The organism is Variovorax defluvii, from assembly GCF_039541515.1.
Taxonomy (GTDB): domain Bacteria; phylum Pseudomonadota; class Gammaproteobacteria; order Burkholderiales; family Burkholderiaceae_C; genus Variovorax; species Variovorax defluvii.
The window spans coordinates 79,255-103,384 of sequence record NZ_BAABGJ010000056.1 but is presented as its reverse complement, the minus strand read 5'-3'; the positions used below and the strand labels follow the sequence as shown (position 1 = coordinate 103,384).

General features: G+C 68.5%; 27 protein-coding genes. 18 read left to right on the top strand and 9 right to left on the bottom strand.

What is annotated here, in order from left to right; translation table 11 throughout:
- Window positions 1-4 precede the first annotated feature (4 nt).
- From ABEA07_RS17005 to ABEA07_RS16990, 4 genes are read right to left on the bottom strand one after another with little or no spacing between them, the layout of a single operon-like run.
- Window positions 5-553 carry a DUF2796 domain-containing protein gene (locus ABEA07_RS17005; RefSeq protein ID WP_345539308.1) on the bottom strand — a complete coding sequence of 183 codons (549 nt, stop codon included), beginning with the start codon at window positions 551-553 and terminating at the stop codon, window positions 5-7.
- On the bottom strand, window positions 550-1,461 hold the full coding sequence (locus tag ABEA07_RS17000; RefSeq protein WP_345539358.1) for a sulfurtransferase: 912 nt from the start codon (window positions 1,459-1,461) through the stop codon (window positions 550-552). The genes ABEA07_RS17005 and ABEA07_RS17000 overlap by 4 nt, the downstream gene beginning before the upstream one ends.
- Window positions 1,462-1,488: 27 nt before the next feature.
- On the bottom strand, window positions 1,489-2,421 hold the full coding sequence (locus ABEA07_RS16995; RefSeq protein ID WP_345539307.1) for a DMT family transporter: 933 nt from the start codon (window positions 2,419-2,421) through the stop codon (window positions 1,489-1,491).
- A 22-nt stretch (window positions 2,422-2,443) separates the two neighbouring features.
- Window positions 2,444-3,577 (bottom strand): aromatic ring-hydroxylating oxygenase subunit alpha, encoded by a 1,134-nt coding sequence (locus ABEA07_RS16990; protein WP_345539306.1) that lies wholly within the window; start codon window positions 3,575-3,577, stop codon window positions 2,444-2,446.
- Between the two features lie 255 nt (window positions 3,578-3,832).
- Between ABEA07_RS16990 and xseB the strand changes: the two genes are divergently transcribed.
- From xseB to ABEA07_RS16970, 4 genes are all read left to right on the top strand, one after another.
- On the top strand, window positions 3,833-4,096 hold the full coding sequence (gene xseB / locus ABEA07_RS16985) for an exodeoxyribonuclease VII small subunit (protein ID WP_345539305.1): 264 nt from the start codon (window positions 3,833-3,835) through the stop codon (window positions 4,094-4,096).
- Entirely contained in the window at window positions 4,093-5,013 is a 921-nt protein-coding gene (locus tag ABEA07_RS16980) for a polyprenyl synthetase family protein (protein ID WP_345539304.1), read from the top strand. Before xseB ends, ABEA07_RS16980 begins: the two co-directional genes overlap by 4 nt.
- A 5-nt stretch (window positions 5,014-5,018) precedes the next feature.
- Window positions 5,019-6,920 (top strand): 1-deoxy-D-xylulose-5-phosphate synthase, encoded by a 1,902-nt coding sequence (gene dxs, locus ABEA07_RS16975; RefSeq protein WP_345539303.1) that lies wholly within the window; start codon window positions 5,019-5,021, stop codon window positions 6,918-6,920.
- A 94-nt stretch (window positions 6,921-7,014) separates the two neighbouring features.
- Window positions 7,015-8,094: a TRAP transporter substrate-binding protein gene (locus ABEA07_RS16970; protein WP_345539301.1), complete on the top strand. Its 1,080-nt coding sequence runs from the start codon at window positions 7,015-7,017 to the stop codon at window positions 8,092-8,094.
- A 33-nt stretch (window positions 8,095-8,127) separates the two neighbouring features.
- On the opposite strand, the gene ABEA07_RS16965 is transcribed toward ABEA07_RS16970, so the two are convergent.
- The 3 genes from ABEA07_RS16965 to ABEA07_RS16955 all read right to left on the bottom strand — a co-directional run bounded on the left by ABEA07_RS16965 (window position 8,128) and on the right by ABEA07_RS16955 (window position 10,731).
- Complete coding sequence (locus tag ABEA07_RS16965; protein WP_345539300.1) at window positions 8,128-8,589, bottom strand: hypothetical protein; 462 nt, start codon at window positions 8,587-8,589, stop codon at window positions 8,128-8,130.
- Window positions 8,586-10,127 carry a TRAP transporter large permease gene (locus ABEA07_RS16960; RefSeq protein ID WP_345539299.1) on the bottom strand — a complete coding sequence of 514 codons (1,542 nt, stop codon included), beginning with the start codon at window positions 10,125-10,127 and terminating at the stop codon, window positions 8,586-8,588. Before ABEA07_RS16960 ends, ABEA07_RS16965 begins: the two co-directional genes overlap by 4 nt.
- A 64-nt stretch (window positions 10,128-10,191) precedes the next feature.
- Window positions 10,192-10,731, bottom strand: a complete 540-nt coding sequence (locus tag ABEA07_RS16955) for a TRAP transporter small permease subunit (RefSeq protein ID WP_345539298.1) — start codon at window positions 10,729-10,731, stop codon at window positions 10,192-10,194.
- Between the two features lie 150 nt (window positions 10,732-10,881).
- On the opposite strand from ABEA07_RS16955, the gene ABEA07_RS16950 reads away from it, so the two are divergent.
- Together ABEA07_RS16950 and ABEA07_RS16945 are read left to right on the top strand one after the other, a co-directional pair.
- Entirely contained in the window at window positions 10,882-12,177 is a 1,296-nt protein-coding gene (locus ABEA07_RS16950; protein ID WP_345539297.1) for an SUMF1/EgtB/PvdO family nonheme iron enzyme, read from the top strand.
- Window positions 12,178-12,445: 268 nt separating this feature from the next.
- The gene (locus ABEA07_RS16945) at window positions 12,446-12,577 is read left to right on the top strand and encodes a hypothetical protein (protein WP_345539295.1); all 132 of its coding nucleotides are present in this window, start codon (window positions 12,446-12,448) and stop codon (window positions 12,575-12,577) included.
- Between the two features lie 68 nt (window positions 12,578-12,645).
- Here the strand turns inward: ABEA07_RS16945 and ABEA07_RS16940 are convergent, their stop codons facing one another.
- Window positions 12,646-12,903, bottom strand: coding sequence for a hypothetical protein (locus ABEA07_RS16940; protein WP_345539293.1), 258 nt, complete (start codon window positions 12,901-12,903; stop codon window positions 12,646-12,648).
- Between ABEA07_RS16940 and ABEA07_RS16935 the strand changes: the two genes are divergently transcribed.
- From ABEA07_RS16935 to ABEA07_RS16885, 11 genes are all read left to right on the top strand, one after another.
- Entirely contained in the window at window positions 12,893-14,578 is a 1,686-nt protein-coding gene (locus tag ABEA07_RS16935; RefSeq protein ID WP_345539291.1) for a type II secretion system F family protein, read from the top strand. The genes ABEA07_RS16940 and ABEA07_RS16935 overlap by 11 nt on opposite strands.
- Window positions 14,575-16,131 carry a GspE/PulE family protein gene (locus tag ABEA07_RS16930; RefSeq protein WP_345539289.1) on the top strand — a complete coding sequence of 519 codons (1,557 nt, stop codon included), beginning with the start codon at window positions 14,575-14,577 and terminating at the stop codon, window positions 16,129-16,131. Before ABEA07_RS16935 ends, ABEA07_RS16930 begins: the two co-directional genes overlap by 4 nt.
- Window positions 16,132-16,258: 127 nt before the next feature.
- A complete protein-coding gene (locus tag ABEA07_RS16925) occupies window positions 16,259-16,909 on the top strand; it encodes a hypothetical protein (RefSeq protein ID WP_345539288.1) in 651 nt (216 codons plus the stop codon).
- A gap of 23 nt (window positions 16,910-16,932) precedes the next feature.
- Window positions 16,933-17,454 carry a hypothetical protein gene (locus ABEA07_RS16920; RefSeq protein WP_345539286.1) on the top strand — a complete coding sequence of 174 codons (522 nt, stop codon included), beginning with the start codon at window positions 16,933-16,935 and terminating at the stop codon, window positions 17,452-17,454.
- 38 nt (window positions 17,455-17,492) lie between these two features.
- Entirely contained in the window at window positions 17,493-18,074 is a 582-nt protein-coding gene (locus ABEA07_RS16915) for a GspMb/PilO family protein (RefSeq protein WP_345539285.1), read from the top strand.
- Window positions 18,071-18,577 (top strand): hypothetical protein, encoded by a 507-nt coding sequence (locus tag ABEA07_RS16910; protein ID WP_345539283.1) that lies wholly within the window; start codon window positions 18,071-18,073, stop codon window positions 18,575-18,577. The genes ABEA07_RS16915 and ABEA07_RS16910 overlap by 4 nt, the downstream gene beginning before the upstream one ends.
- 6 nt (window positions 18,578-18,583) lie before the next feature.
- A complete protein-coding gene (locus ABEA07_RS16905; RefSeq protein ID WP_345539282.1) occupies window positions 18,584-20,416 on the top strand; it encodes a secretin and TonB N-terminal domain-containing protein in 1,833 nt (610 codons plus the stop codon).
- On the top strand, window positions 20,413-20,889 hold the full coding sequence (locus ABEA07_RS16900; protein ID WP_345539280.1) for a type IV pilin protein: 477 nt from the start codon (window positions 20,413-20,415) through the stop codon (window positions 20,887-20,889). Before ABEA07_RS16905 ends, ABEA07_RS16900 begins: the two co-directional genes overlap by 4 nt.
- A 5-nt stretch (window positions 20,890-20,894) precedes the next feature.
- The gene (locus ABEA07_RS16895) at window positions 20,895-21,272 is read left to right on the top strand and encodes a type II secretion system protein (RefSeq protein WP_345539278.1); all 378 of its coding nucleotides are present in this window, start codon (window positions 20,895-20,897) and stop codon (window positions 21,270-21,272) included.
- A 5-nt stretch (window positions 21,273-21,277) separates the two neighbouring features.
- Entirely contained in the window at window positions 21,278-21,760 is a 483-nt protein-coding gene (locus ABEA07_RS16890; RefSeq protein WP_345539276.1) for a type II secretion system protein, read from the top strand.
- A gap of 99 nt (window positions 21,761-21,859) precedes the next feature.
- Window positions 21,860-22,519, top strand: a complete 660-nt coding sequence (locus tag ABEA07_RS16885; RefSeq protein ID WP_345539275.1) for a TetR/AcrR family transcriptional regulator — start codon at window positions 21,860-21,862, stop codon at window positions 22,517-22,519.
- Between the two features lies 1 nt (window position 22,520).
- Here ABEA07_RS16885 and ABEA07_RS16880 read toward each other — a convergent pair whose 3' ends face one another.
- Window positions 22,521-23,123 (bottom strand): phenylacetic acid degradation protein PaaY, encoded by a 603-nt coding sequence (locus ABEA07_RS16880; protein ID WP_345539273.1) that lies wholly within the window; start codon window positions 23,121-23,123, stop codon window positions 22,521-22,523.
- 188 nt (window positions 23,124-23,311) lie between these two features.
- On the opposite strand from ABEA07_RS16880, the gene ABEA07_RS16875 reads away from it, so the two are divergent.
- Window positions 23,312-24,115 (top strand): enoyl-CoA hydratase-related protein, encoded by an 804-nt coding sequence (locus tag ABEA07_RS16875; RefSeq protein ID WP_345539271.1) that lies wholly within the window; start codon window positions 23,312-23,314, stop codon window positions 24,113-24,115.
- Window positions 24,116-24,130: the final 15 nt, after the last annotated feature.

Genomic DNA, 24,130 nt, shown 5'->3' with positions numbered 1-24,130 from the left:
AGAATCATTTGCCGCCGACCAGGCTCAGGCGCGTGGCCGGCCGCTTGAGCGAGCGCTTGAACTGGCCGGCTGGTGTGACGATCTGCGCATCGATCTGGCGCAGCGCCTTGAAGGCGCCGAACAGGCCCAATTCGATGAACTTCGCCTCGGGGGCCTGGGTGCAGTTGAAGGCGAAGCTGCCATCCAGGTCCGCATGGCCTTCCGAGCCCGGCTCGGCCTTGCCCAGGCCCAGCGCCGCGGAGCGCAGGTGGACCGGGCCGAGCTTGCAGTTGGCGGCCGGGTCGATCTTGAAGAGCTGGTCGGCTGCGCGCAACTGCGCGACCACGTCGCCGGCGGCTTTCTTCTCGGCCTCTGTCGCCGGCGCGTGCTCGAAGCCGACGAAGTTGTCCAGTGGAGATTCCATCTCGATCACCACCGTCGGCCCTTCGACCGCGATGTCGAGCTTCATCTGGCCATGCACATGCGCGCGCGCCTGCGCCGAGGCCGCGAGCGGCATCGCCGCCACCAGCCCCGTGCACACCAGCGCGCGAAAAGCGCGTGGAAAAAGATTCATGCATCCGCACCTTGCCGGGTCGGCAGCCCCGGCGTGTTGCTCCATTCGCTCCAGCTGCCGGCATAGAGCGCGGTCGGCCCCAGCCCGGCGATCTGCATCGCCAGCACATTCGGCACGGCGCTGACGCCGCTGCCGCAATGGTGCACGACCGTGGCGGGGTCGCGGCCTGCCAGCAGCGATTCGAATTCGGCGCGCAGCTGCGCGGCCGGCTTGAACTTACCGTCGGGGCCGAGGTTCTCGGTGAAGGGCCGGTTCAGGGCTCCGGGGATGTGACCGGCGATCGGATCCAGAGGTTCCACCTCGCCGCGGTAGCGCGCGGCGGCGCGCGCGTCGATCAGGGTCTGGCCGGCCTGGTCGAGGTGCGCGGCGACGGAGCGCGTGTCGACGAGGTTCACCAGCGGCCGGCCGGGCACGAAGTTCGATTGGAAGCGCGCGGGCTCCTCGCGGGCGGTCAGCTCGCCGCCGGCGGCCTGCCACGCCTGCAGCCCGCCGTCGAGCACGGCGACCGCCTCATGGCCCATCCACTTCAGCATCCACCAGAGCCGACCGCAGTAGTTGGCGCCGTTGCGGTCATAGACGACCGCCTGCATGTCGTTGGCGAAACCCACGCTGCACAGCCAGGCCGTGAACTTCTCGCGGCTGGGCAGGGGATGGCGTCCGCCCGAGGCCGGCGGGCCCTCGTCCGCCTGCGCCACCACGACCTCGCCGCGGGTGTTGGGCACGCCGTGCTTCGCGCTCAGGTCGGTGTCCAGGTTGGCGTATTGCGCGCCGGGGATGTGGGCGGCGCGGTAGTGCTGCTCGCCCGCCTCGGGCTTCATCAGGTCGAAGCTGCAGTCGAACACCATCAGCGGTGCACCGCCGGCCTGCAGGGCGATCAGTTCTTCGGCGGAGATCAGGGTCGTGTACATGGCCATGGCGGGGGCTCCTTCAATGCTTCAATGCTCTTCCGCGGGCGCCTTGGGCAGCGAGCGCTGGCGCAGCACCGTGGCGGCGATGCCGCTGCCGACGATCAGCGCCATGCCGGCCCAGCCGGCAGCGTCGATGCGGTCACCGAACAGCATCACACTGTAGACCGCCGCGAAGACGATGCCGGAGTACTGCAGGTTGGCCACCACCAGCGTGCCCGCCTGCGACTTGGCGGTGGCGTAGGCGCGCGTCATGCACAGCTGGCCCACGGCCGCGAGCACGCCCACCGGCAGCAGCCACAGGGCGTGCCGCCAGGTCCACTCGGCCCAGGGCGTGGCGCTGCCGAACAGCATGACGATCCCGCCGGCCACCGCCGAGCCCACCGCGAAGTAGAAAACCGTGCGCGACTCGGGTTCGCCCACGCGCGAAAGCGCCACCACCTGCATGTAGGCGAAGGCGGCGGTCAGGCCCGACATCAGGCCCACCAGCCCGGCGAAGGCCTGGCTGCCTTCGACGGAGGGCTTGAGCATCAGCACCACGCCGGCGAAGCCGGCCAGCACGGTCATCACCAGCGGGCCCTGCAGCGGGGGCCTCGCCACGCGGCCATCGCGGCCGGGCACCGGCACCCAGGCCAGCAGCGCGCCGCCGACGAGGAAAGCGGCGATCCACACGCTGCTCATGTAGTTCAGCGTCATCGCGGTGGCCAGGGGCAGGTGCGCGATGGCGTAGAACCAGGCGCCCATCGAGAACACGCCGATCAGGCTGCGCCAGGCGTGCATGCCCGGGTAGGCGGTGGCGAGCGACAGGCCGCGCTGCCGTGTCAGCGCCCACAGGACGAGCATGCCGATCAGGCCGCGGTAGAACACGAGTTCGGCGCTCGTGAACCAGTCCGACGCGATCTTCACGCACACCCCCATGGTGGCGAAGACCAGGGCCGCGAGGACCATCCAAAGTGCTTGCATCCTCCGGCTGGGGCAGACAGGCCTAGACGCCCATCTCCCGGCGATACCACTCGTGGAACTGCTGCATGCCGTCTTCCATGGGGCTCTGGTAGGGCCCGCTCTCGTCGTCGCCGCGCAGCATCAGGGCGCGGCGGCCGGCATCCATGCGCTCGGCGATCTCGTCGTCTTCCACGCAGGTTTCCATGTAGGCGGCCTGCTGCGCCTCGACGAACTCGCGCTCGAAGGCCACGATTTCTTCAGGGTAGAAGAACTCCACCATGTTGAGCGTCTTCTGCGGGCCGATGGGATGCAGGGTCGATACGGTGAGCACGTGCGGGTACCACTCGATCATCACGTGCGGGTAGTAGGTCAGCCAGATCGCGCCGTACTTGGGTGGCCTGCCTTCGCGGTACTTGAGCAGCGCCTCCTGCCACTTCTGGTAGACCGGGCTGCCCGCGCGGCCCAGGCGGTTGGCCACGCCCACTGTCTGCACCGAGTGATGGGGGCCGAATTCCCAGCGAAGATCGTCGCAGGTGACGAAGCTGCCGAGGCCGGGGTGGAAGGGGCCGACGTGGTAGTCCTCGAGGTAGACCTCGATGAAGGTCTTCCAGTTGTAATTGCACTCGTGCAACTCGACGCGGTCCAGCGCATAGCCCTCGAAGTCGAGGTCCGCGCGCGGGCCGAGACGGGCCAGGTCCGTCATGACGTTGCGGCGGCTGTCCGGGCTCTGCTCGAACAGCAGGCCGTTCCATTCGGTCAGGGGGTAGTTTTGCAGGTCCAGGCAGGGGTCCTGCGCGAAGTGGGGCGCGCCGATCAGCTTGCCGGTGGTGCGCGGATCGGCCGCGGCGTAGGTCCAGCGGTGCAGCGGGCACACGATGTTGCCGCCGGTGCGGGAATCGAGTTCGCCCCGGCCCTGAAGGATCAAGGCCTGTCGGTGGCGGCATACGTTGGAGATCAGTTCCACGCCCTTGGGCGTGTGGACCAGTGCCCGACCCTGTTGCTCCTGGGGCAGGGTGTGGTAGTTGCCGGGCTCCGGCACCGAGAGGCGGTGGCCCACGTAGCGCGGACCGCCGGCGAAAAGCGTTTGCAGCTCGCGGGCGTAGAGCGCCTCGTCGAAGTACGCAGTCACCGGAAGTTGGCTCGAAGCCTGCTGCAGTTGAAGACTTAAATCAGACATGGGTGACCTGACCAAGCTCCCCACAGGGAGAAGAGAACGGAAGGTGGCGCCGCCGCGCAAGGGTGGGCGACCCGGAGGAGAACATCGCCGGCAGGCGCCGACGCGAAAGGGGGCGATTGTACCCCGGGGAAAATAGGAATGCCCATGGCTTTGTCCGGGCGCGGAAGGAGGGCTTCGCCCGGCGCCCCCCGGGGCGTGGCCGGTCCCGTTTTGGTGTGCGGTCCTAAAATGCCCGGTTTGCATCTTCGTTCCCGCATGCCCAAGCCTTCCCCCACAACACCGGCTTCGCCGGACGCCCCCCAGGCGGCGCCCCTGCCCGCGAGCTACGAAGCCGGCCTCCAGGAACTGGAACAGCTCGTGGCCGAACTCGAATCGGGACAACTGCCGCTCGACCAGCTGCTCGGCAGCTACCAGCGGGGTGCGGCCCTGCTGGCCTTTTGCCGCGAGCGCCTGCAGGCGGTGGAGGATCAGATCAAGGTGCTCGACGCGAACGGCCTCAGGGCCTGGACGGCCGAATGAGCGCGGTCGCAGCCGATGCGGTGCGCTGGGATGCGCAGCGCCTGGCGGCGTGGAGCGATCCGCGCCTGTCGCAGGTCGAGGCCGCGCTGTCGCAGTGGGTCGGCATCGATGCGCCGGTGCTGCTGGGCGACGCCATGCGCTACGCCGTGCTCGACGGCGGCAAACGCCTGCGGCCTCTCCTGGTCTTCGCTGCCAGCGAGGCGGTGGGCGGGCAGGCCGAGGCCGCGCTGCGCGCCGCCTGCGCGGTCGAACTGATCCATGCTTATTCGCTGGTTCACGATGACCTGCCATGCATGGACAACGACGTGCTGCGCCGCGGCAAGCCCACGGTGCACGTGAAGTTCGGCGAGGCCGACGCGCTGCTCGCGGGCGACGCGCTCCAGGCACTCGCCTTCGAGCTGCTCACGCCCGAGGGCGATATCGCGCCCGCCGTGCAGGCGCGCCTGTGCCGGCTGCTCGCGCGCGCGGCCGGCAGTCAGGGCATGGCCGGCGGCCAGGCGATCGACCTGGCCAGCGTCGGGCTTGCGCTGGACGAAGCCCAGCTGCGCGAGATGCACCGCATGAAGACCGGTGCGCTGCTGCTGGGCAGTGTCGAGATGGGCGCCGCCTGCGCCGGCGCCGTCGAGCCGGCCTCGCTGCAGGCGCTGCGCGACTACGGCGCCGCCATCGGCCTGGCCTTCCAGGTGGTGGACGACATCCTCGATGTCACCGCCGACTCGCAGACCCTCGGCAAGACCGCCGGCAAGGACGCCGCGAGCGACAAGCCCACCTACGTTTCCCTGCTCGGTCTCGACGGCGCGCGCGCCGAGGCCGGCACGCTGCTGGCGCAGGCGCTCGCCGCGCTCGACCGCAGTGCCCTGGCCGACACCGCTGCGCTGCGCGCGCTGGCCCACATGGTCGTGGACCGCGACCGTTAAGAACCATGGCCCCACTGCTTCCCACGATCCACGATCCTTCCGCCCTGCGCCAGCTCGACCGCACCCAGCTCAAGCAGCTGGCCGACGAGGTGCGCAGCTGCGTTCTCGACAACGTCTCGCGCACCGGCGGCCACCTCAGCTCCAACCTGGGCACTGTGGAGCTCACGGTGGCGCTGCACCACGTGTTCAACACGCCGCACGACCGGCTGGTGTGGGACGTCGGCCACCAGACCTACCCGCACAAGATCCTCACCGGCCGGCGCGAGCGCATGCCTTCGCTGCGCCAGATCGGCGGCATCTCCGGCTTTCCGCAGCGCACCGAGAGCGAGTACGACACCTTCGGCACCGCGCATTCCTCCACCAGCATCTCGGCCGCGCTCGGCATGGCGCTGGCGGCCCGGCTGAAGGGCGAGGACCGGCACGCGGTGGCCATCATCGGCGACGGCGCGATGACCGCCGGCATGGCCTTCGAGGCGCTCAACAACGCGGGCGTGCAGGACTGCAAGCTGCTGGTCATCCTCAACGACAACGACATGTCGATCAGCCCGCCGGTGGGCGCGCTCAACCGCTACCTCGCCCAGCTGATGAGCGGCAATTTCTATGCCGCGGCCAAGAACGTGGGCAAGACCGTCCTGCGCAAGGCGCCGCCGCTGTTCGAGCTGGCCAAGCGCCTGGAGCAGCATGCCAAGGGCATGGTGGTGCCGGCCACGCTGTTCGAGCAGTTCGGCTTCAACTACGTCGGCCCGATCGACGGCCACGATCTCGACTCGCTGGTCCCCACGCTGGAGAACCTCAAGCACCTGCACGGCCCGCAGTTCCTGCACGTGGTCACGAAGAAGGGGCAGGGCTACAAGCTGGCCGAGGCCGACCCGGTGGCCTACCACGGGCCCTCCAAGTTCGACCCGGCCATCGGCCTGGTGAAGCCTGCCACCGCGCCCAAGCAGACCTTCACCCAGGTCTTCGGCCACTGGCTGTGCGACATGGCGGCGCAAGACAGCCGTCTCATCGGCATCACGCCCGCGATGCGCGAGGGCTCGGGGCTGGTGGAATTCGAGCAGCGCTTTCCCGAGCGCTACCACGACGTCGGCATCGCCGAGCAGCATGCCGTCACCTTCGCCGCCGGCCTGGCCTGCGAGGGGCTCAAGCCGGTGGTCGCCATTTACTCGACCTTCCTGCAGCGCGCCTACGACCAGATGATCCACGACGTGGCGATCCAGAAGCTGCCGGTGGTCTTCGCGCTCGACCGCGCCGGCCTGGTCGGCGCCGACGGGGCGACCCATGCCGGCGCCTACGACATCGCGTTCATCCGCTGCATCCCCAACATGAGCCTGGCCTGCCCGGCCGACGAGGCCGAGTGCCGGCAGCTGCTGTCCAGCGCCTTCGCGCAGGACCACCCCTGCGCCGTGCGCTACCCGCGCGGCGCAGGGGCGGGCGTGCCGACGAAGCCGGGGCTCGAGGCGCTGCCCTTCGGCAAGGGCGAGCTGCGGCGGCAGGGGCGGCGCATTGCCATCCTCGCCTTCGGCACCTTGCTTTACCCGGCGTTGACCGCGGCCGAGGCGCTCGACGCCACGGTGCTCAACATGCGCTGGGTCAAGCCGCTCGACGTCGACCTGCTGCTGCAGACCGCCGCCACCCACGACTGCATCGTGACGCTGGAAGAGGGCTCGATCATGGGCGGCGCCGGCAGCGCGGTGGCCGAGGCCTTGCAGGCCGCCGGCGTGCAGCGGCCCGTGCTGCAGCTGGGCCTGCCCGACCGCTTCATCGAACATGGCGATCCGGCCAAGCTGCTGGCCGGCATCGGGCTGGATGCCGCCGGCATCGAGCGCTCGATCCGCGAGCGCTTCGGGGTCGCCGAGGCCGCCAACACCCGTCTGTCCGCAGGGAAAACCCGCCCCGGAGTCATGTAAGCATTTTTTACAATCGTCGGTTGTCGACCCGCGCGTCGGCAACGCGGCCACGAGCCGCGTTCTTGTTTTTTCCATGCACTCGGAGTCAACCTCAATGGATCGTCGTTCCCTCATCAAAAACGCAGGCATCGCCGGCGTTCTCGCTGCCGGCATCGCGCCTGCAGTCCACGCGCAGGCCTCGGTGCGCTGGCGCCTCGCTTCCAGCTTCCCCAAGTCGCTGGACACGATCTACGGGACGGCCGAGGTCTTCGCCAAGCAGGTGAGCGATGCGACGAGCGGCAAGTTCCAGATCTCGGTGCACGCGGGCGGCGAGCTGATGCCCGCCTTCGGCGTGGTGGACGGCGTGCAGAACGCCTCGGTCGAGATGGCCCACACCGCGCCCTACTACTTCTACGGCAAGGACCCGACCTTCTGCCTCGGCTGCGCGGTGCCCTTCGGCATGAACACGCGCCAGATGAACGCCTGGATGTACGAGGGCAACGGCTTGAAGCTGATGCGCGCCTTCTACGCCAAGTACAACATCATCAACCTGCCGGGCGGCAACACCGGCGCGCAGATGGGCGGTTGGTTCCGCAAAGAGATCAAGTCGGTCGCCGACCTCAAGGGCCTGAAGTTCCGCACCAACCCCTTCGCGGGCAAAGTGCTCGAGCCCTTCGGCGTGATCCCGCAGTCGATCCCCGGCGCCGACCTGTACCCCGCGCTGGAAAAGGGCACCCTCGACGCGCTCGAATGGGTCGGCCCTTACGACGACCAGAAGCTGGGCTTCAACAAGGTCGCCAAGTTCTACTACTACCCCGGCTGGTGGGAAGGCGGCCCGCAGCTGGACTTCTACATCAACACCAAGGCCTGGGAAGGCCTGCCGGCCGAGTACAAGGCGATCGTCGAGGCCGCGGCCGCGCATGCCAACATCACGATGACCGCCAAGTACGACGCGCGCAACCCCATCGCGCTGAAGCAGCTGGTCGGCTCGGGCACGCAGCTCAAGCCCTTCACGCAGGACGTGATGAACGCGGCCTTCAAGTCGGCCCAGCAGATCTACTCGGAGCTGAACAACACCAACCCCGAGTGGAAGAAGATCTATGGCGACTGGGCCAAATTCCTGGCCGACCAGAACGCCTGGTTCCGCTTCACCGAGGGCACCTTCGACCGCTTCATGCAGCAACAGAAGCTCTGATCCGGTCCGGATAGAACCGACAAGCCCCGCAGTTCACTGCGGGGCTTTTTTCATGGCCATGCATTCCGCCACGCGCTGCGCAAAGCCCGTGAGCAGGCGGGCATCGGCCGAATGGAACCACATCACCGTGGGGCCCTGCCGCACCAGCAGGCGCGGCGCGATGATGCGCTCCAGTGGACGCCAGTGCACCAGCTTCAATTGCGTGACCTTGGCAGCATCGGCGCGCCGGGTCCAGATCCAGGTCTGCGTGAGCACCTCGCCTTCGAGCCGGGTGCGGCTGTAGACGATCCAGTAGCCGATCCACGCGATGCTGAGTGCCGCCGCGCCGAAGAGCAGCAGGCCGGGCCAGGACCAGTCTGCGAGGCGAAGCGCCGGCACGCTCCACAGACCGAAGGCCAGGAGGTCCACCACCAGCACGACCGCGAGGACGCGGACGAAGCGCGGGTAGGCCGGGCTCTCCAGCGGCCCGGTGGCTTCTTCGCTGCCCTCGTTCACTGCTTGGTGTCGGCGCCCGGCGGCGAGGGCTCCGGCATCGGCAGCGCATCGGGCGCACCCGACTTCTTGTTGCCGAAGGGATCGTCCATGTTGATGCCGCTGTTGTCGGGCCCGCCCTGCAGGTCGGCCGGCATCTCCAGCTGGACCTTGTCGACGTCCACCACCACCTTCTTGTCCAGGAACACGGTGACCGTCTGCGGGAAGAAGATGACGATGGCCACCAGCAGCAACTGCAGACCGACCCATGGAATCGCGCCAAGGTAGATGTCGCGCGACTCGATCTTGCGTGGCAGCGCGCCGTTCTTGAACAGCGTGTCGGAAATGCCGCGCAGGTAGAAGAGGGCGAAGCCGAAGGGCGGGTGCATGAACGAGGTCTGCATGTTCACGCACAGCAGCACGCCGAACCACACCATGTCGATGCCCAGCTTGGCCGCCACCGGCCCGAGCATCGGCAGGATGATGAAGGCGATCTCGAAGAAGTCGAGGAAGAAGGCCAGGAAGAAGACGAACACGTTGACCGCGATCAGGAAGCCGATCTGTCCGCCCGGCAGGCCCGAGAGCATGTGCTCGATCCACTTGGCCCCGTCCACGCCCTGGAACACCAGCGAGAACACGCGCGAGCCGATCAGGATGAACACCACCATCGCGGTCAGCCGCATGGTGCCGTTCATCGCTTCCTTGAGCATCGGCCAGTTCAGGCGGCGGTGGATGGCCGCCAGGACCAGCGAACCCACGGCGCCCATCGCGCCCGCTTCCGTCGGCGTGGCGATCGCGTGGTCCATGAAGGGCAGGCCGCCCATCGAGCCCAGCACCGCGAAGATCAGGACGGCCGAGGGAATGATGCCGCGCAGGCACTTGCCCCACAGCGCCCAGCCCTGCAGTGTGCGCGCCGACGCAGGCACGCCCGGCACATAGCTGGGCTGGATGCGCGAGATGAGGAAGGTGTAGACGGCGAAGATCAGCACCTGCAGGATCGAGGGCCCCCAGGCGCCCTTGTACATCTGCCCCACGTCGGTGCCGAGCTGGTCGGCCATGACGATCAGCACCAGCGAGGGCGGCACCAGCTGCGTGATGGTGCCCGAGGCCGCAAGCACGCCGGTCGAATAGCGCATGTTGTAGCCATAGCGCATCATCACCGGCAGCGAGATCATCGCCATCGCGATCACCTGGCCGGCCACGGTGCCGGTGATGGCGCCGAGGATGAAGCCCACGATGATCACCGAGTAGCCCAGGCCGCCGCGCACCGGGCCGAAGAGCTGGCCCATGGAGTCGAGCATGTCCTCGGCCAGGCCGCACTTCTCGAGCACCGCGCCCATCAGCGTGAAGAAGGGAATGGCCAGCAGCGTCTCGTTCGAGAGAATGCCGAACACGTTGAGCGGCAGGTTGGCCATGAAGCCGGCCGGAAACCAGCCCATCTCGATCGCGAAGAAGCCGCAGAACAGGCCCAGTGCCGACAGCGAGAACGCCACCGGGAAGCCGATCAGCATGATCACGACCAGCCCCGCGAACATGATCGGGGCGAAATTTTCCATCTGCATTTCTTATCCTGGGAAGCGGTGCTTGTGGTGCGCGGCGGCTGAAAGCGGGGTCATTCGCGCCTGATCACTGCACCGGCTTCTCGTAGTGCGTGTCCATCTGGATCAGGCCGCGCAGGTAGGCGATGCGCTTGATCACCTCGGCCACGCCCTGCAGGAACACGGCGCCGAAGCCCAGGGGCATCATCAGCGCGGCCGGCCAGCGGATCAGGCCGCCGATGTTCCCGGACATTTCACCGGAGCGCAGCATGTTGAGGAAGAAGGGGAAGGTCAGCCAGAACAACAGGCCCATCACGGGCAGCAGGAAGAAGAGCAGGCCGAACAGGTCGACGTAGACCGGGCCGTGGCGCTTGAGCTTGCCGTAGATGATGTCCACCCGCACGTGCTCGTTGAGCTTGAGCACCAGCGGTGCGCCCAGCATCACGGTGGCGGCGAAGAGATACCACTGGATCTCCAGCCACGCGTTGGAGCTGAAGTCGAGCCCGTAGCGCACGAAGGCATTGCCGGCGGAGATCAGGGAGGCGGCGAGCACGGCCCACGCCGCGATCTTGCCCAGCTGGGCGCTGATCCAGTCCATGGCCAGCGCGAACTTGAGGAATGCAGACAAGGTATGTCTCTTGGGGTTGATTCAGCGCCAGTCGGGTAGGGTCGGCGCAAAGCCTGCAATGGTAACGCCCTGTTGCCGGCCCCGCTCGGCCGCGGCGGCGGGTTTTCCCGGGGATGCGCGCGGCCCGGAAGGCGATGGCCATAATGTCCCATGCCCTCGAGCCCGCCGTCCGGGACGCCCTCCGGCACTGCCGGCTCCTCCCATTCGATCGATTCGCCCGACATGCGCCGCGCGGGCCGCGAACTGCTTTCGCTGGCGCTGATCGACGCGCGCAACCACACGCTGCACCTGCTGTCGCTCTACGAACAGGCCTTGGGCTCCGCCGCCCTGGCGGTGCCATATCAGGACGGCATCGACCCGCCGCTCTGGCTGGCCGGTCACATCGGCTGGTTCTCCGAGTGGTGGATCGCGCGCAACACGCAGCGTGCCTTCGGCCCCGACTGCCCGGTCCGGCCGACGCGCCTGGCCCCCATCGAGCCGCAGGCCGACGCCTGGTGGAACCCGGCGCAGATCGACCCGGCTGCGCGCTGGTCGCCGGAGCTGCCCGACCTCGCCCAGACCAAGGCCTACCTGCTCGAAACGCTGGAAAGCACCCTCGAACTGCTGGAGCATGCGGCGGAGACCGACGCCGGCCTCTACTTCTACCGCCTTGCCCTGTTCCACGAGGACCTGCGCGGCGAGCAGCTGATCGAGATGGCGCAGACCCTGGGCGTGCCGCTCGGCGTGGAAGTCCGGCCCGCGCCGGTGGAGCGCGAGGCCCTGCTGCTGCCGGCCGGGCAGTGGACGCTCGGCCTCGACGACGACGAGGGCTTCGCCTTTGCCCAGGAGCGCGGCCGCTCGACGCTGGAGGTGCCCGAGTTCGAAATCGATGCGCAGCCCGTCACCTGGAACCAGTATGTCGAGTTCGTCGACGACGGTGGCTACGACCGCGAGGTGCTGTGGTCGCCCGGCGGCCGCGCCTGGCTCGCCGCCCAGGTCGAGGGCCGGCGCGGCCCGCGGCACGTGGAGCAGATCGGCGCGGCGCGGCGTGGCAGCGGCGGTTCGGTGCTGCAGCAGCACTTCGGCCGCACCGTCCGCGCCGCCGGCAACCAGAGTGCTGTTCACGTGAGCTGGTGGGAGGCCGACGCCTGGGCGCGCTGGGCCGGCCGTCGCCTTGCCACCGAAGTCGAATGGGAAATCGCGGCCCACCAGGCTGCGCGCCGCGGCTTCCGGTGGGCGGACGTGCACGAGTGGACCGCGGGGACCTTGCAGCCTTGGCCGGGCTTTCGGGCAGACCCGTGGAGCGCGGGCACTGTGTTCGATCCGGAGCCCGCCTTCGGCCAGGCGCGCGTGCTGCGCGGCGCCTCGTTCGCGACCCGTGCGCGCCTGCGCTCGCCCAAGCGTCGCGGGTTTGCCTGGCCGGAGCGCGACGATGGGTTCTTCGGATTCAGGACCTGCGCGATCTGATCTTGGCCTCAGCGGGGAGGGGAAAGCGGGCTGCGAGATTGCGTGACAAAAAGCGAGATTCTTCGGGGTGAGGTTGGACTACAGTCCGCGCCATTGCAAAAAAACAGGGGGCCCTTTGAGAAAAAACAATCCCGCTGCATCGCCAGCGTTCGCATCGAGACCATACGCATCGATGCCATCTGATCGCCGTCTGCCGGCGCGGATTTGGAGCCGCACAGTCCTTGCCGCTTGCCTGTGCGCTGCAGCGCTCGCGGCGCATGCCGGCTCCGTGAGTTTTACGTATGACGCGCTGGGTCGACTGGCCAGCACCGTCTATACCAGCGGCAGCTCCACCACCACGATCTCCTACAGCTACGACGCTGCGGGCAATCGAAGCTCTGTGGTGACCACCACGCCGTAGTCGATCGGCTGGTCGTTTTCTCTGCTGCACGCGCGCTGCGTGCAGCCAGTTCTCCAACTAAAAAACCTTCAGGGGGTTTCCATGCCCAAGCTCGCGCGCGCCTGCGCCGTTGTCGTGGCTGTTGCCACATCGCTTGCAAGCGGCATTGCTGCCGCACAGATCCAGAGTGGCATTGCGCGCAAGACTGCCGCGCCTGCGCCTTCCATTGCGCTTGGTGTGCCTGCTGCCAATGCGAACACCAATACCAATGCGGGGACCAGATCCAATATCAGCCAGCGTTCGTCCTCCAGCACGACGACGCGCTCGGGCAGTGCGTTGAGCTTCACCTCCGGCCAGCCCGCACTGAACTACCAACCCGCAGACCTGCCCAGCACCAAGGACCCTGTGCGACGCGAGGCCGTCAAGGACGGTGCCAAGGAGTCCGGCATCTCCGCCCGTGGCGCTGGCACCACCGCAACGACGAGCACCACCGAGTTCGCTCCCGCCCCCGGCGTCCTGCGCGCCAACATGGCCCCCGTCACCTTCGACGATGCCGAGCGCGTGCTGTCCTCCAGAGTCCTTCCGGCCAACGTCAATCAGGGCATCACTGCGACGCGCACGACCACCACCAGCAAGCTCTCCACGAGGGGCGCCAAGATCTCCGGCGACGCCAGCCCCCTGGGCCCGGCCTCCATCACCGAGCTCGCCCGGTCCCTGCGCAATCACCCCGACCTCATCTACCAGTACGTGCGCAACAACGTCGAGTACTACCCAGTCTTCGGCATCCAGAAGGGCGCCCTGGGTGCGGTTCTCGACAACCAAGCTACCGCCCACGACCAGGCCAGCCTGATGGTGCAGCTCCTGCGAGCCTCCAACATCGAGGCCAACTACGTGCGCGGCATCGTCAAGCTCAGCGCCGCGCAGTTGGGTGATGGCCTCTTCGGCGCGCCATCGACATTCGCCGCCCGCTTCAGGCCCGGCCGCGAGGGCGGCGGCAGCTTCGATCTGGCCCTGTTCGCGCACGAGCTCTCGAGCCTGCTGGACGCCGGCCTGTCGCTGATCGAGATCCTCGAGACGCTGGCCGAGCGCGAGCAGCGGCACGCACGTGCAGGCCAGGTGCTGGGCGAACTGGTGCGCCGCATGCAGGAAGGGCAGGCCTTCTCCACGGCGCTTCGGATGTACCCGTCGATCTTCCCGGAGCTGTTCGTGGCTTCGATCGCAGCCAGCGAGCACACGGGCGAACTGGCCGATGCCCTGCAGCGCTACCTGCGCTACCACGATCAGCTCGGTGCGATCCGCCGGAAGATCGTCAGCGCGTCGTTGTACCCCGCCATGCTCTGCGTGGTGGGATCGGCCGTGGCCCTGTTCCTGCTGTGCTTCCTGGTGCCGCGCTTCAGCCGCGTGTATGAGGGCATGGAGGAGCGCCTGCCGCTGGCCTCGCGCTGGCTCATGCAGTGGGGCGGATTCGCGTCGGCGCACTGGGCGCCGATCGTCGCGGTATCGATCGCGGCCTGTGGGGCGGCGCTGGTCGCGGCCGCGCAGCCGGGCGTGCGCGGCAGGCTGGGCGCGGCCCTGCAGCGCATGCGCTGGATCGGCGAACGCCTGCGGCTGCTGCAGATGTCGCGCTTCTATCGATCGCTCGGGCTGCTCCTGAGCGGCGGCATTCCCGTCACGAAGGCGCTGGGCATGGCGCAGGCGCTGCTGCCGCCTTCGCTTCGCGGTGCCGCCGGTGCGGCCACGCTGGAGGTGAAGCAGGGCCGCGCCCTGAGCGATGCGCTGCAGTCGGCCGCGCTGACGACTTCGGTCGCGCTGCGCCTCTTGCGCGCGGGCGAACGCAACGGCCAGATGGCGCAGATGCTGGAGCAGGCCGCCGCCTTCCACGACGCGGAGATGGCGCACTGGATCGACCGCTTCACGCGGCTGTTCGAGCCGACGCTGATGCTGGTCATCGGCCTGGCCATCGGCGGGATCGTGATCCTGCTGTACCTGCCGATCTTCGAGCTGGCGGGGAATCTGCAATGAGCGCAGAAGACGCCACCAGCGCCGCCGAACCGCGCACCCTCACGCTCGGCGAGCTGAGCACGATGACGCCGGACTTCTCATCGCTGAGCTACGGCGAATGCCTGGAACGCGAGTGCCTGCTGGTGGCAGACGCACAGGATGTCCGCCACTTCGTGAGCGCGCATCCGCTCGACGAAGCGCTTTGCACCTGGGCCAGCTTCAAGATTCCGGGCGCGTTCACGCTGGCGCTGGCGCATCCGGTCGAACTCAAGGCGATGCTGTCGCGGCTGGAAGCGCATGGCCAGGCCATCGCGCAGGTGCTCCGGCTCGAGCACGCCGGGTCCCCGCAGACGGCGAACGAAGAAATCACGCTGAAGTCCATCGCCCGGGACGAAAGCCAGGTGGTGCGCCTGGCCAACTCCACGCTCTACGACGCGCACAAGAGCGGCGCGAGCGACATCCACTTCGAGAATACGCCGCAGGGCCTGGTCATCAAGTACCGCATCGACGGCGTGCTGTCGCAGGCGCGGCACCTGCCCGATGCCAGCATGGCCGAGCAGGTGATCTCGCGCCTGAAGGTGATGGCCGAACTCGACATCGGCGAAAAACGCATCCCGCAGGACGGGCGCTTCGCGGTGAACCTCGGCGGCCGCGACATCGACTTCCGCGTGTCGGTCATGCCGGGCCTCTTCGGCCAGGACGCGGTGCTGCGCATTCTCGACAAACAATCGCTGACGGCGGAGCTGGCGCAATTGACGCTCGACCTGCTGGGCATCGATGCCGCCGCGCAGCGCACCATCCGCCAGCTGGCGAGCCAGCCCTACGGCATGCTGCTGGTGACGGGGCCGACCGGGTCCGGCAAGACCACCACGCTGTATGCGACGCTGAGCGAGATCAACCGCGGCGACGACAAGATCATCACGATCGAGGACCCGGTCGAATACCAGTTGCCGGGCGTGCTCCAGATCCCCGTCAACGAACGCAAGGGGCTGAGCTTCGCCAAGGGCCTGCGCTCGATCCTGCGCCACGACCCGGACCGCATCCTGGTGGGCGAGATCCGCGATCGCGAGACGGCGGAGATCGCCGTGCAGGCCGCATTGACGGGCCACCTGGTGTTCACGACGGTGCACGCCAACAGCGTCTTCGATGTGCTGAGCCGCTTCCGGCACATGGGCGTGGACGCGTACAGCTTCGTCACGGCCTTGAACGGTGTCGTGGCGCAGCGGCTGGTGCGGCTGAACTGCCCGCGGTGCAGTGAGGCCTGCGAGCCGGACGACGCGCTGCTGCAGGCCTCCGGCCTGGCGCGTGGCGCCTTCGCAGGGCAGGCGCTTCGGCAGGGCAGGGGATGCGCCCATTGCCGCGCGACCGGCTACAAGGGGCGCCGCGCGCTGACCGAGGTGCTGGTGCTCGACGACGCCCTGCGTGAACTCATCCTGAGGCAGGCGCCGATCGCGCAGCTCAAGGAAGCCGCGCGCGCCCAAGGCATGGTCCTCATGCGGCAGCAGGCGCTGGAGGCCGTCAGGCTGGGACAGACCACCTTGCAGGAGATCAACCGTGTCACCTTCGTGGCGTAGGTCTCGCATCCGCGTCCACCTCTCATCGGGCGCCTTGGCGGCGTGTGAGGTGCAGGGCCGGGGGCGCGGGGCGCGGGTGCTTCGCAAGGCACGCTTTGGTTTCGAACCCGGTGCGCGCGAGTTGGCCATGGCCTCGCTCGCCGAATGGATCGGGCAAGCGGCGCGCGAGGCGCGTCGACGCAGGCCTTCGCTGGAGTGGGTGCTGGGCGCGTCGGAAGTGCGCTACCTCCTGCTGCCGTGGACGCCCGACCTCGCCGATCCGCGCTTCCGCGACGTGCTGGCGGCGGCCTCGTTCGAGCAGCAGTTCAGGGAAGACCCCGGACTGTTCGCGGCGCGCTTCGCCGGCCCGGTGTACGGCCACGCCCAGTTGGCTGCGTTCGTGCCGCATGCCCTGGTGGCGGAGATCGGTGCGCACGCGAGCGCGTCCGGCTGCCGCCTGGCGCGCATCGAGCCGGCCGTTGCAGTCGTGTGGGCGCGCTTCCAGCCGCTGCTGCGGCAGGAGCGCGGCACCTTGCTGCTGATCGATGGCGAGCGGCAGCTCGTGCTGCGCCATGCGCATGGGCAAATCGCGCAGGTCGCGCTGCGGCCCTTCTGCACCGGAACCCTGGCGGCGTCGTTGCCTGCCGGCGATGGCGATGCCGCGTGGCGGGTGTTTTCGTCGAACCCTGTCGAGACCGGGTGTGCGAATTCGGAAGCCGCGCTCAGGCTCGCGGATGGCCACGGCTTCGTGGCAGTCGAGGATGCGGGCTATGCCTTCGCGCTGTGCGGCGTGTATTGATGGAGGAGGGCACGGCGTTGAACATGGACTTCGCACCACGAGCCGCCTGGCGGATGACCCACGTCATGTTCCTGCTGGCCGGCGCACTCGGCTGTGCCCATGCGCTCTGGCAGCGCCACGTGCTCCTGCAGGATCGCTCGGCGCTCGTCACGCAGGTCGAGGCGCAGGCCGAAGCGCAGCAACGCGCCGTGAGGCATCTGTCCCCGCAGGCGCAGGCCGCGCGACCCGAGGCGCGGGCCGAGGTGGAAAGACTGGCGGCGGGCTTGCAGCGCCCGTGGCAGCCGATGCTCAACGCGCTGCAGATCGCCATCAGGAACGACGCCTCGGTCACGCGCGTGCAGCCTGAAGCGGACGCCTTCCGGCTGCGCATCGCGGGGCAGGCCGACAGCAGCAAGGCCTTCCTCGATTTCGTGCAGCGCCTGCAGGACGATGCCTCCTGGCAGAGCGTCGAGCCGCTGTCGGAGTCGCGGCAGCCACAGCCCGAAGCGGCTGCGGGCGGCAAGCCGGTGAGCTTTCTGCTGGCGGTGGAGTGGCGGCAGCGATGAGCGTCCTCCCGTCCAACGAAGGCCCTGGAGCGCGGCGCATGGCAGCGGGCCTCGGCCGTGTGCGATGGGTGTTGCGGCGCGCCTGGGCGTGCGCGGACGGCCCGGCCTTCGCGACCTGCGCCGCGCTGGCTTTGTGGGCCGGCCTGGCCTTGATCGTGAACCTGCCGCTTCGGCACGAGATCGATGCCTTGCGTTCGCAGTGGGGGTCAGGGGCCGCCGCTGCCGTGCCGCGCGCCGTGCCCCCTCGGTGGTCGGAGCGGGTCGATGCCTTCCTGGCCTTCCTGCCGCCGGCCGAGCTTCGCGAGCAGCAGATGCAGACCCTGCACGGGCTGGCGGGAGAATGCGGCGTGCTGCTGTCGCGCGTCGAGTACGCGCACGGCGCTCTGCCTGAGTTGCCGGTTCGCCGCCTGTCGTTGCAGATGTCGATCGTCGCCGGCTACGCACCATATCGGAAGTTTCTCCACAGCCTGCTGGCGGGCATGCCCAACCTGGCGATCGAGCGCATTGCAATGGAGACTTCGCCGGAACAGCCGGACCGCCTGGTCGTGCGGCTGGACGCCAGCCTGTACTACCGCCAAACCGGCCAGCCGGGCCGATCCGGCGACGCGAGCCGCCGATGAAGACACCGGGCTTGTCCAAGCCGCTGCAGGCGGCGCTGTGGCTGACTGCGGTGTTGACGGTCGTGGTGCTGATGAAACCGGAGGCGCCCGGCGTGTTGGCCGCGGATGCGCCCGCATTGCAGAAGGAAGAGGCGCGGGCGCCTGCCGAGGTGGCCGTAACCGTCGACACGCCGTGGGTGCGCGCCCCCGAAGACGCATGGACGCCCCCCGAAGCCGAGCAGCCGGCCGCCGTGGCGCCGCCCGCGCCGCCGCCCGCCCCGCCGCCGCCCACCGCGATCGCGCCGCCGCCCGAGCCCGTGGCGCCCGATCCCGCGATGCGCTACCTCGGCCGGCTGGATCAGGACGGCCGCCGCTTCGTCTTCCTCGGCGTCGGCGACGACGCGCAGGTCGTCGAGGTCGGCGCTGCCATCGACGGCGTCTGGAAGGTCGAAAAAGTCACCGCCACGCAGGTCGAGCTGCGCTACCTGCCCCTGAACCAGATCCGCGCCATCGCGACCCACTGAATTGTCATGACCCCTTCATCTTCACCCGCCTCGATCGTCGGGCCGTGCCTGCTGGCGCTGGCGCTCGCGCTGTTGTCAGGATGCGCAAACTACCTGGAGGAGCGCCGCGCCGACCGCCTGCTGTCGGAAGGCCGGTTCGATGCGGGCCTCGCGAGCCTGGCCGAGCTGGCGAAGACCGACCCGGCCAACCATCGCCTGAAATACATCCAGGTGCGGGACGGCGTGCTGCGCGATCTCCTGCAGAAGGCACGGCGCTTCGTCGCGCAGAACAAGCCGATGGAGGCCCGGGAGGCCTACGCAGAAATGCTCCGGCTCGATCCGAAGAGCGATGCAGCGCTCACCGGCATCGCCGCCCTCGAGCGCGAGGCGCGCGAATCCGAACAGATGGCACAGGCGAAATCATCGCTGGAACAGGGCGACGCCGAAGCCGCCTTGCGCACCCTCGACGAGGTGCTTCTGCACAACCCCGCACAGCCCGATGCGTTGAAGCAACGCCAGCACATCGAGATCGAACGCAACCGCGGCCTCGTGTCCGAACCCGTGCTCGCCGAGTCGCTGCGCAAGCCGGTGACGCTGGAGCTGCGCGACGTCAACATCCAGACCGTGCTGGAAATCCTCTCCCGCACCTCGAACGTCAACTTCGTGCTCGACAAGGACATCAAGGGCGATATCCGGACCACCATCTTCGCGAAGAACACCTCGGTCGAGGATGCGTTGAACCTGCTGCTGCGGACCAGCCAGCTCAACAAGAAGGTGCTCAACGAATCGACCCTGCTGATCTACGCGGACACCGAAGACAAGCGCAAGCGCTACGAAGACCTGGTGATGCGGACCTTCTACCTGAAGAATGCCGATCCGAAGAAGGTCCAGGAAATGCTGCGCACGCTGCTGGCGCCGCAGTCGATGTTCGTCGACGACAGGTTCAAGATGCTGATCGTGCGCGACAAGCTGGCGGTCATCGCCGCCGTCGAGCGCCTGATCGCCACCTATGACATGCCCGATCCGGAGGTGCTGCTCGAAGTCGAGATCCTCGAGGTCAACGAGAACGGCCTGCTCAACGCCGGCATCCAGTATCCCGACCGCCTGGCCGCCAGCGTCTACGGCCGGGCCGGCGTGCCGGGCCAGTTGACGGTCGACGAGCTGAAGCACCTGGGCCAGGGCAACTTCCAGCTCTTCCTGCCGGACCCTTTGCTGGTACTCAACCTGAAGCAGACCAGCAGCGACGCGAAGACCCTGGCCAACCCGCGCATCCGCGTCAGCAACCGGCAGAAGGCCAAGGTCCTGATCGGCGACAAGGTGCCGGTGATCACCACCACCGTCAACCAGAATTCCAGCGCGTCGACGGAATCGATCAGCTACCTGGACGTGGGGCTCAAGCTCGAGGTCCTGCCCGAGATCCACGTCGACGGCGAGGTGACGATGGCGGTCGACCTGGAGGTCAGCAACGTCGTCAAGGAGATCCGGTCGACCACGGGCCTGCTGGCCTACCAGATCGGCACGCGCAACGCGAACACGGTGCTGCGCCTGCACGACGGCGAGACGCAGGTCCTGGCGGGCTTGTTGAAGGACGAGCAGAACCGCAACGCCGCGGGCATTCCCGGCCTGGGCCAGGTGCCGGGGGTGGGGCGGCTGTTCTCCAACCAGACCTCGACCAACGGCCGTTCGGAGATCGTGCTGCTCATCACGCCGCGCATCGTCCGGGCGATGGCGACGCCGCCGGCCCACGTGGTCGAGTTCGCCTCCGGCACGGCCGACAGCACGGGCGTGCGGCCCCTGCGCGTCGCGCCGCTTGCCCGCCTCGGTGAGGCAGACACCCGACCCTCGGAGGCGGGGCCATGAGGATTCGAAGACGCGGCTTCACTTTGATCGAGATGATGGTGACGGTGGCGCTGGTCGGCATCCTCGCATCGGTCGCGGTGCCCTTGACCGAGATGTCCATCCAGCGGCAGAAGGAGCAGGCACTGCGGGCCGCGCTGCGCGAGATCCGCGGCGCCATCGACGCCTACAAGCGCGCGGGCGACGAAGGGCGTGTGCACCGTTCGGCGACGGCCACGGGCTATCCGCCGACGCTCGAAGCGCTGGTCGAGGGCGCGCCGGACCTCCAGGACCCGGGCCGCCGCAAGATCTTCTTCCTGCGCCGCGTGCCGCGCGATCCCATGAACCCCGACATGTCGCTGGCGCCGGGCGCCACCTGGGGCAAGCGCGCGTACGCGAGCGAGGCCGATCGGCCGATGGAGGGGGACGATGTCTACGACGTCCGGTCGCTCAGCGGCCGCGTGGGCCTCGACGGCGTGCCGTACGCCCAGTGGTGAGGCGAATGAAGCGCAAGCTGGGATTCACGCTCATCGAGCTGCTGGTGGTGATGGCCATCGTCGCGGCGCTCCTGGCCATCGTGGCACCGCGCTACATGAACAGGATCGCCGTCGCGAAGGAGGCCGCGCTGAAGGAAAACCTCTCGGCGCTGCGCATCGGGCTCGACCAGTTCTACAGCGACAGGGGCACGTACCCCGAGGCGCTCGGCGAACTGGTCGAGCGGCGCTATCTGCGGGCCATGCCGGTGGACCCGGTGACCGAGCGCCGCGACACCTGGGTGCCGGTGGTCCGGGAGGAAGAGGGCGGCCGCAAGGTGGTGCGCGACGTGCGCAGCGGCGCGCCCGGCAAGGCCACCGACGGCACGCTCTTCGCGTCGTGGTAGCCGGCATGCAAGGCGAACACCAGCGCCAGGCGCAGCGAGGCGTGGGCTACCTGTTCATGCTGCTCGCGGTGGCGCTGCTGTCCCTGGGCATCGGCAAGGCCGTCGAGGTCTACACGGTCTCGGCGCAGCGCGAGAAAGAAGCCGAGCTCGTGCGCGTGGGTGCGCTCTACCGCCAGGCCATCAAGGACTACTACCTGAGCGCACCCGGTGGCCAGCATCGCTATCCGGCGCGCTTGGAGGAACTGCTGAAGGACTCCCGCCACCTCGTGACGCGCCGCTACCTGCGCCGGCTCCATGCCGACCCCATGACCGGGCAGCCCTTCACGCCGCTCCTGGCGCCGCAGGGTGGCATCTGGGGCGTGGCGAGCAGTTCGTCCCGATCGCCGATACGCACGGCGCCCCCGCGCGAGGCGACCGTGCAACGGGGAGAGGTACCGAGCTACCAGGGCTGGCACTTCGTTTACGACGGCATCGACGACGGTCGCTGATCCGCGGCCGTCCCGGTTTGTCCTGTGTGCAGAGCCCGTGCCATCATCGGGCATCCTTGTCGACGACGACAACCCTCCCCCTGGAAAGGACGCTGCCGGATGGCCCGCGTGCGTGACCCGGCTGGCTACGACGGCCAGCGCGAAATGATTCTTTCGAATGCGGCGCAGCTGTTCGCGCAGCGCGGCTATGCCGGCACCTCGATGAACGAGGTGGCCGCGGCTTGCGGCGTTTCCAAGGCCACGCTCTACCACTACGTGCGCGACAAGCACGACCTCGCGGTGCGCATCGCCGAAGAGCACGTGCGGCGCCTCGAGGCCGTGGTCGAGCAGGTGCTGCGCGAGCACGCGACGCCGCAGGCGCGGATGGCGGCGCTGATCCGCAGCTTCGTCGCCGAGTACGCGATGGCGCAGAACGCGCAGCGCGTGCTGACCGAAGACGTGCGCTTCCTGCGCGAGGAAGATCAGCAACGCATCATCGGCGTCGAGCGGCGCGTGGTGGCCGCCTTCGCGCGCACCATCGCCGAGGTGCGCGGCGAAGACGCCGACAGCAAGCTGGGCAAGCCGATGGCGATGCTGCTCTTCGGCATGATCAACTGGATGTTCACCTGGATGAAGCCCGGCCGCGAACTCGACCACGAGGCCATCGGCGAGATGGTGGCCGAGCTTTTTTTCGGCGGCGTGCGCGCAGTGCAGGTGCCGCCTGCGCTGGCGACGGTCGAGCTGCCGGACCGGCCCACCCCGGCGCGCGAGGCAGGCTGAATCAGCCGCGCCGGGTGGCGATGAGCGAGCGAACGTCGGGCCACTGCATGCGCGGGCGGTGCGGCTGCGGCGTCGCCAGCGGCTGCACCTCGGCCATGCCCGCCAGGCAGCGGCGTGTGAGTTCCTGGTAAGTCTGCGTACCTTCCTGCTTCCAGGCGAGTTCCTCGTCGCCGAGCATGCGCCGTACCCGGGCCGGCAGGCCGGCCACCAGGCTGCGCGCCGGCACTTTCATGCCGGCCGGCACGAAGGCGCAGGCCGCGACGATGGCGCCGGCGCCGATCTCGGCCTCGTCCATCACCACCGCGTTCATGCCCACCAGCGCGTCGCGCCGCACCACGCAGCCGTGCAGCACGGCGCCGTGGCCGATGTGGCCGTCTTCCTCGATCACCGTGTCCTGGTCCGGAAAGCCGTGGACCGTGCAGTTGTCCTGCACGTTCGAACCGCGCTCGAGCACGATGCGGCCGAAGTCGCCCCGCAGGCTCGCGCAGGGCCCCACGTAGCAGCCGGGGCCGACGATCACGTCGCCGATCAGCACGGCCGTGGGATGAACATAGGCGCCGGGGTCCACCACCGGGACCACGCCTTCGAGCGCATAACAAGGCATCGGGATTTCCTTGGGCGGTTTGTACGAAAAGAGGGGTAGGCTTGCCCTCGGCTCAGGGTTACTACCCAATACGAAGGCTTGCAGCGAAGAGCTCAAATCCTATAATCAACCGAACGGTCGGTCAATTATTTGAACATGGCCAGCGCCCCGCCAAGCCCGATCTTCAACCCTTTCGATGCCCGTTTACGATGAATGAAGACCTGGTTCTCATCGCCCAGTCCGGCGCCGTGCGCACGCTGCGGCTGAATCGGCCCGAAGCGCTCAACAGTTTCAACTCCCAGCTCCATGCGGCTTTGATGGCCGCGCTCGACGCGGCCGCTGCGGATGCGGAAGTGCGCTGCGTGGTCCTCGGCGGCTCCGGCCGTGCCTTCTGCTCCGGGCAGGACCTGTCCGACCCGATGGTCGCGCCCGACTTCTCGCCCGGCGCCGCGCCCAAAGACCTGGGCCAGGTGATCGAATCGCTCTACGCCCCGTTGGTGATGCGCCTGCGTTCCATGCCCGTGCCGGTGGTGGCCGCGGTGCATGGCGTGGCGGCGGGCGCGGGCGCCAATCTGGCGCTCGCCTGCGACCTGGTGGTGGCCGGGCGCTCTGCCAGCTTCATCCAGGCCTTCGCCAAGATCGGGCTTGTGCCCGACACCGGGGGCACGTGGTTGCTGCCGCGCCTGGTCGGCCCGGCGCGCGCGCTGGGCCTGGCGATGCTGGGCGACAAGCTGCCGGCTGAAGAGGCCGCGCAGATGGGGCTGATCTGGAAGTGCGTGGACGACGATGCGCTCAGCCTCACGGTGGAAGAGTTGGCGCAGCGCCTCGCCGCCATGCCCACCCGGGCGCTGGTGGCCACCCGCCAGGCATTGGCCGCCGCGCAGCAGACCGATCTGCCCACCGCGCTGGCCCACGAGGCTGCGCTCCAGCGCGAGCTGGGCGCCGCCGCGGACTATCGCGAAGGCGTCGAGGCCTTCCGCGCCAAGCGCCTGCCCCGATTCACCGACCGATGAACAGCCACTGCGACG

Bases quoted from the DNA above. Each gene is read 5' to 3' on its own strand.
- ABEA07_RS17005 (WP_345539308.1), bottom strand. From the start codon at position 553: ATGAATCTTTTTCCACGCGCTTTTCGCGCGCTGGTGTGCACGGGGCTG.
- ABEA07_RS17000 (WP_345539358.1), bottom strand. From the start codon at position 1,461: ATGTACACGACCCTGATCTCCGCCGAAGAACTGATCGCCCTGCAGGCC.
- ABEA07_RS16995 (WP_345539307.1), bottom strand. From the start codon at position 2,421: ATGCAAGCACTTTGGATGGTCCTCGCGGCCCTGGTCTTCGCCACCATG.
- ABEA07_RS16990 (WP_345539306.1), bottom strand. From the start codon at position 3,577: ATGTCTGATTTAAGTCTTCAACTGCAGCAGGCTTCGAGCCAACTTCCG.
- xseB (WP_345539305.1), top strand. From the start codon at position 3,833: ATGCCCAAGCCTTCCCCCACAACACCGGCTTCGCCGGACGCCCCCCAG.
- ABEA07_RS16980 (WP_345539304.1), top strand. From the start codon at position 4,093: ATGAGCGCGGTCGCAGCCGATGCGGTGCGCTGGGATGCGCAGCGCCTG.
- dxs (WP_345539303.1), top strand. From the start codon at position 5,019: ATGGCCCCACTGCTTCCCACGATCCACGATCCTTCCGCCCTGCGCCAG.
- ABEA07_RS16970 (WP_345539301.1), top strand. From the start codon at position 7,015: ATGGATCGTCGTTCCCTCATCAAAAACGCAGGCATCGCCGGCGTTCTC.
- ABEA07_RS16960 (WP_345539299.1), bottom strand. From the start codon at position 10,127: ATGCAGATGGAAAATTTCGCCCCGATCATGTTCGCGGGGCTGGTCGTG.
- ABEA07_RS16950 (WP_345539297.1), top strand. From the start codon at position 10,882: ATGCCCTCGAGCCCGCCGTCCGGGACGCCCTCCGGCACTGCCGGCTCC.
- ABEA07_RS16930 (WP_345539289.1), top strand. From the start codon at position 14,575: ATGAGCGCAGAAGACGCCACCAGCGCCGCCGAACCGCGCACCCTCACG.
- ABEA07_RS16925 (WP_345539288.1), top strand. From the start codon at position 16,259: ATGGCCTCGCTCGCCGAATGGATCGGGCAAGCGGCGCGCGAGGCGCGT.
- ABEA07_RS16920 (WP_345539286.1), top strand. From the start codon at position 16,933: ATGGACTTCGCACCACGAGCCGCCTGGCGGATGACCCACGTCATGTTC.
- ABEA07_RS16915 (WP_345539285.1), top strand. From the start codon at position 17,493: ATGGCAGCGGGCCTCGGCCGTGTGCGATGGGTGTTGCGGCGCGCCTGG.
- ABEA07_RS16910 (WP_345539283.1), top strand. From the start codon at position 18,071: ATGAAGACACCGGGCTTGTCCAAGCCGCTGCAGGCGGCGCTGTGGCTG.
- ABEA07_RS16905 (WP_345539282.1), top strand. From the start codon at position 18,584: ATGACCCCTTCATCTTCACCCGCCTCGATCGTCGGGCCGTGCCTGCTG.
- ABEA07_RS16900 (WP_345539280.1), top strand. From the start codon at position 20,413: ATGAGGATTCGAAGACGCGGCTTCACTTTGATCGAGATGATGGTGACG.
- ABEA07_RS16895 (WP_345539278.1), top strand. From the start codon at position 20,895: ATGAAGCGCAAGCTGGGATTCACGCTCATCGAGCTGCTGGTGGTGATG.
- ABEA07_RS16890 (WP_345539276.1), top strand. From the start codon at position 21,278: ATGCAAGGCGAACACCAGCGCCAGGCGCAGCGAGGCGTGGGCTACCTG.
- ABEA07_RS16885 (WP_345539275.1), top strand. From the start codon at position 21,860: ATGGCCCGCGTGCGTGACCCGGCTGGCTACGACGGCCAGCGCGAAATG.
- ABEA07_RS16880 (WP_345539273.1), bottom strand. From the start codon at position 23,123: ATGCCTTGTTATGCGCTCGAAGGCGTGGTCCCGGTGGTGGACCCCGGC.
- ABEA07_RS16875 (WP_345539271.1), top strand. From the start codon at position 23,312: ATGAATGAAGACCTGGTTCTCATCGCCCAGTCCGGCGCCGTGCGCACG.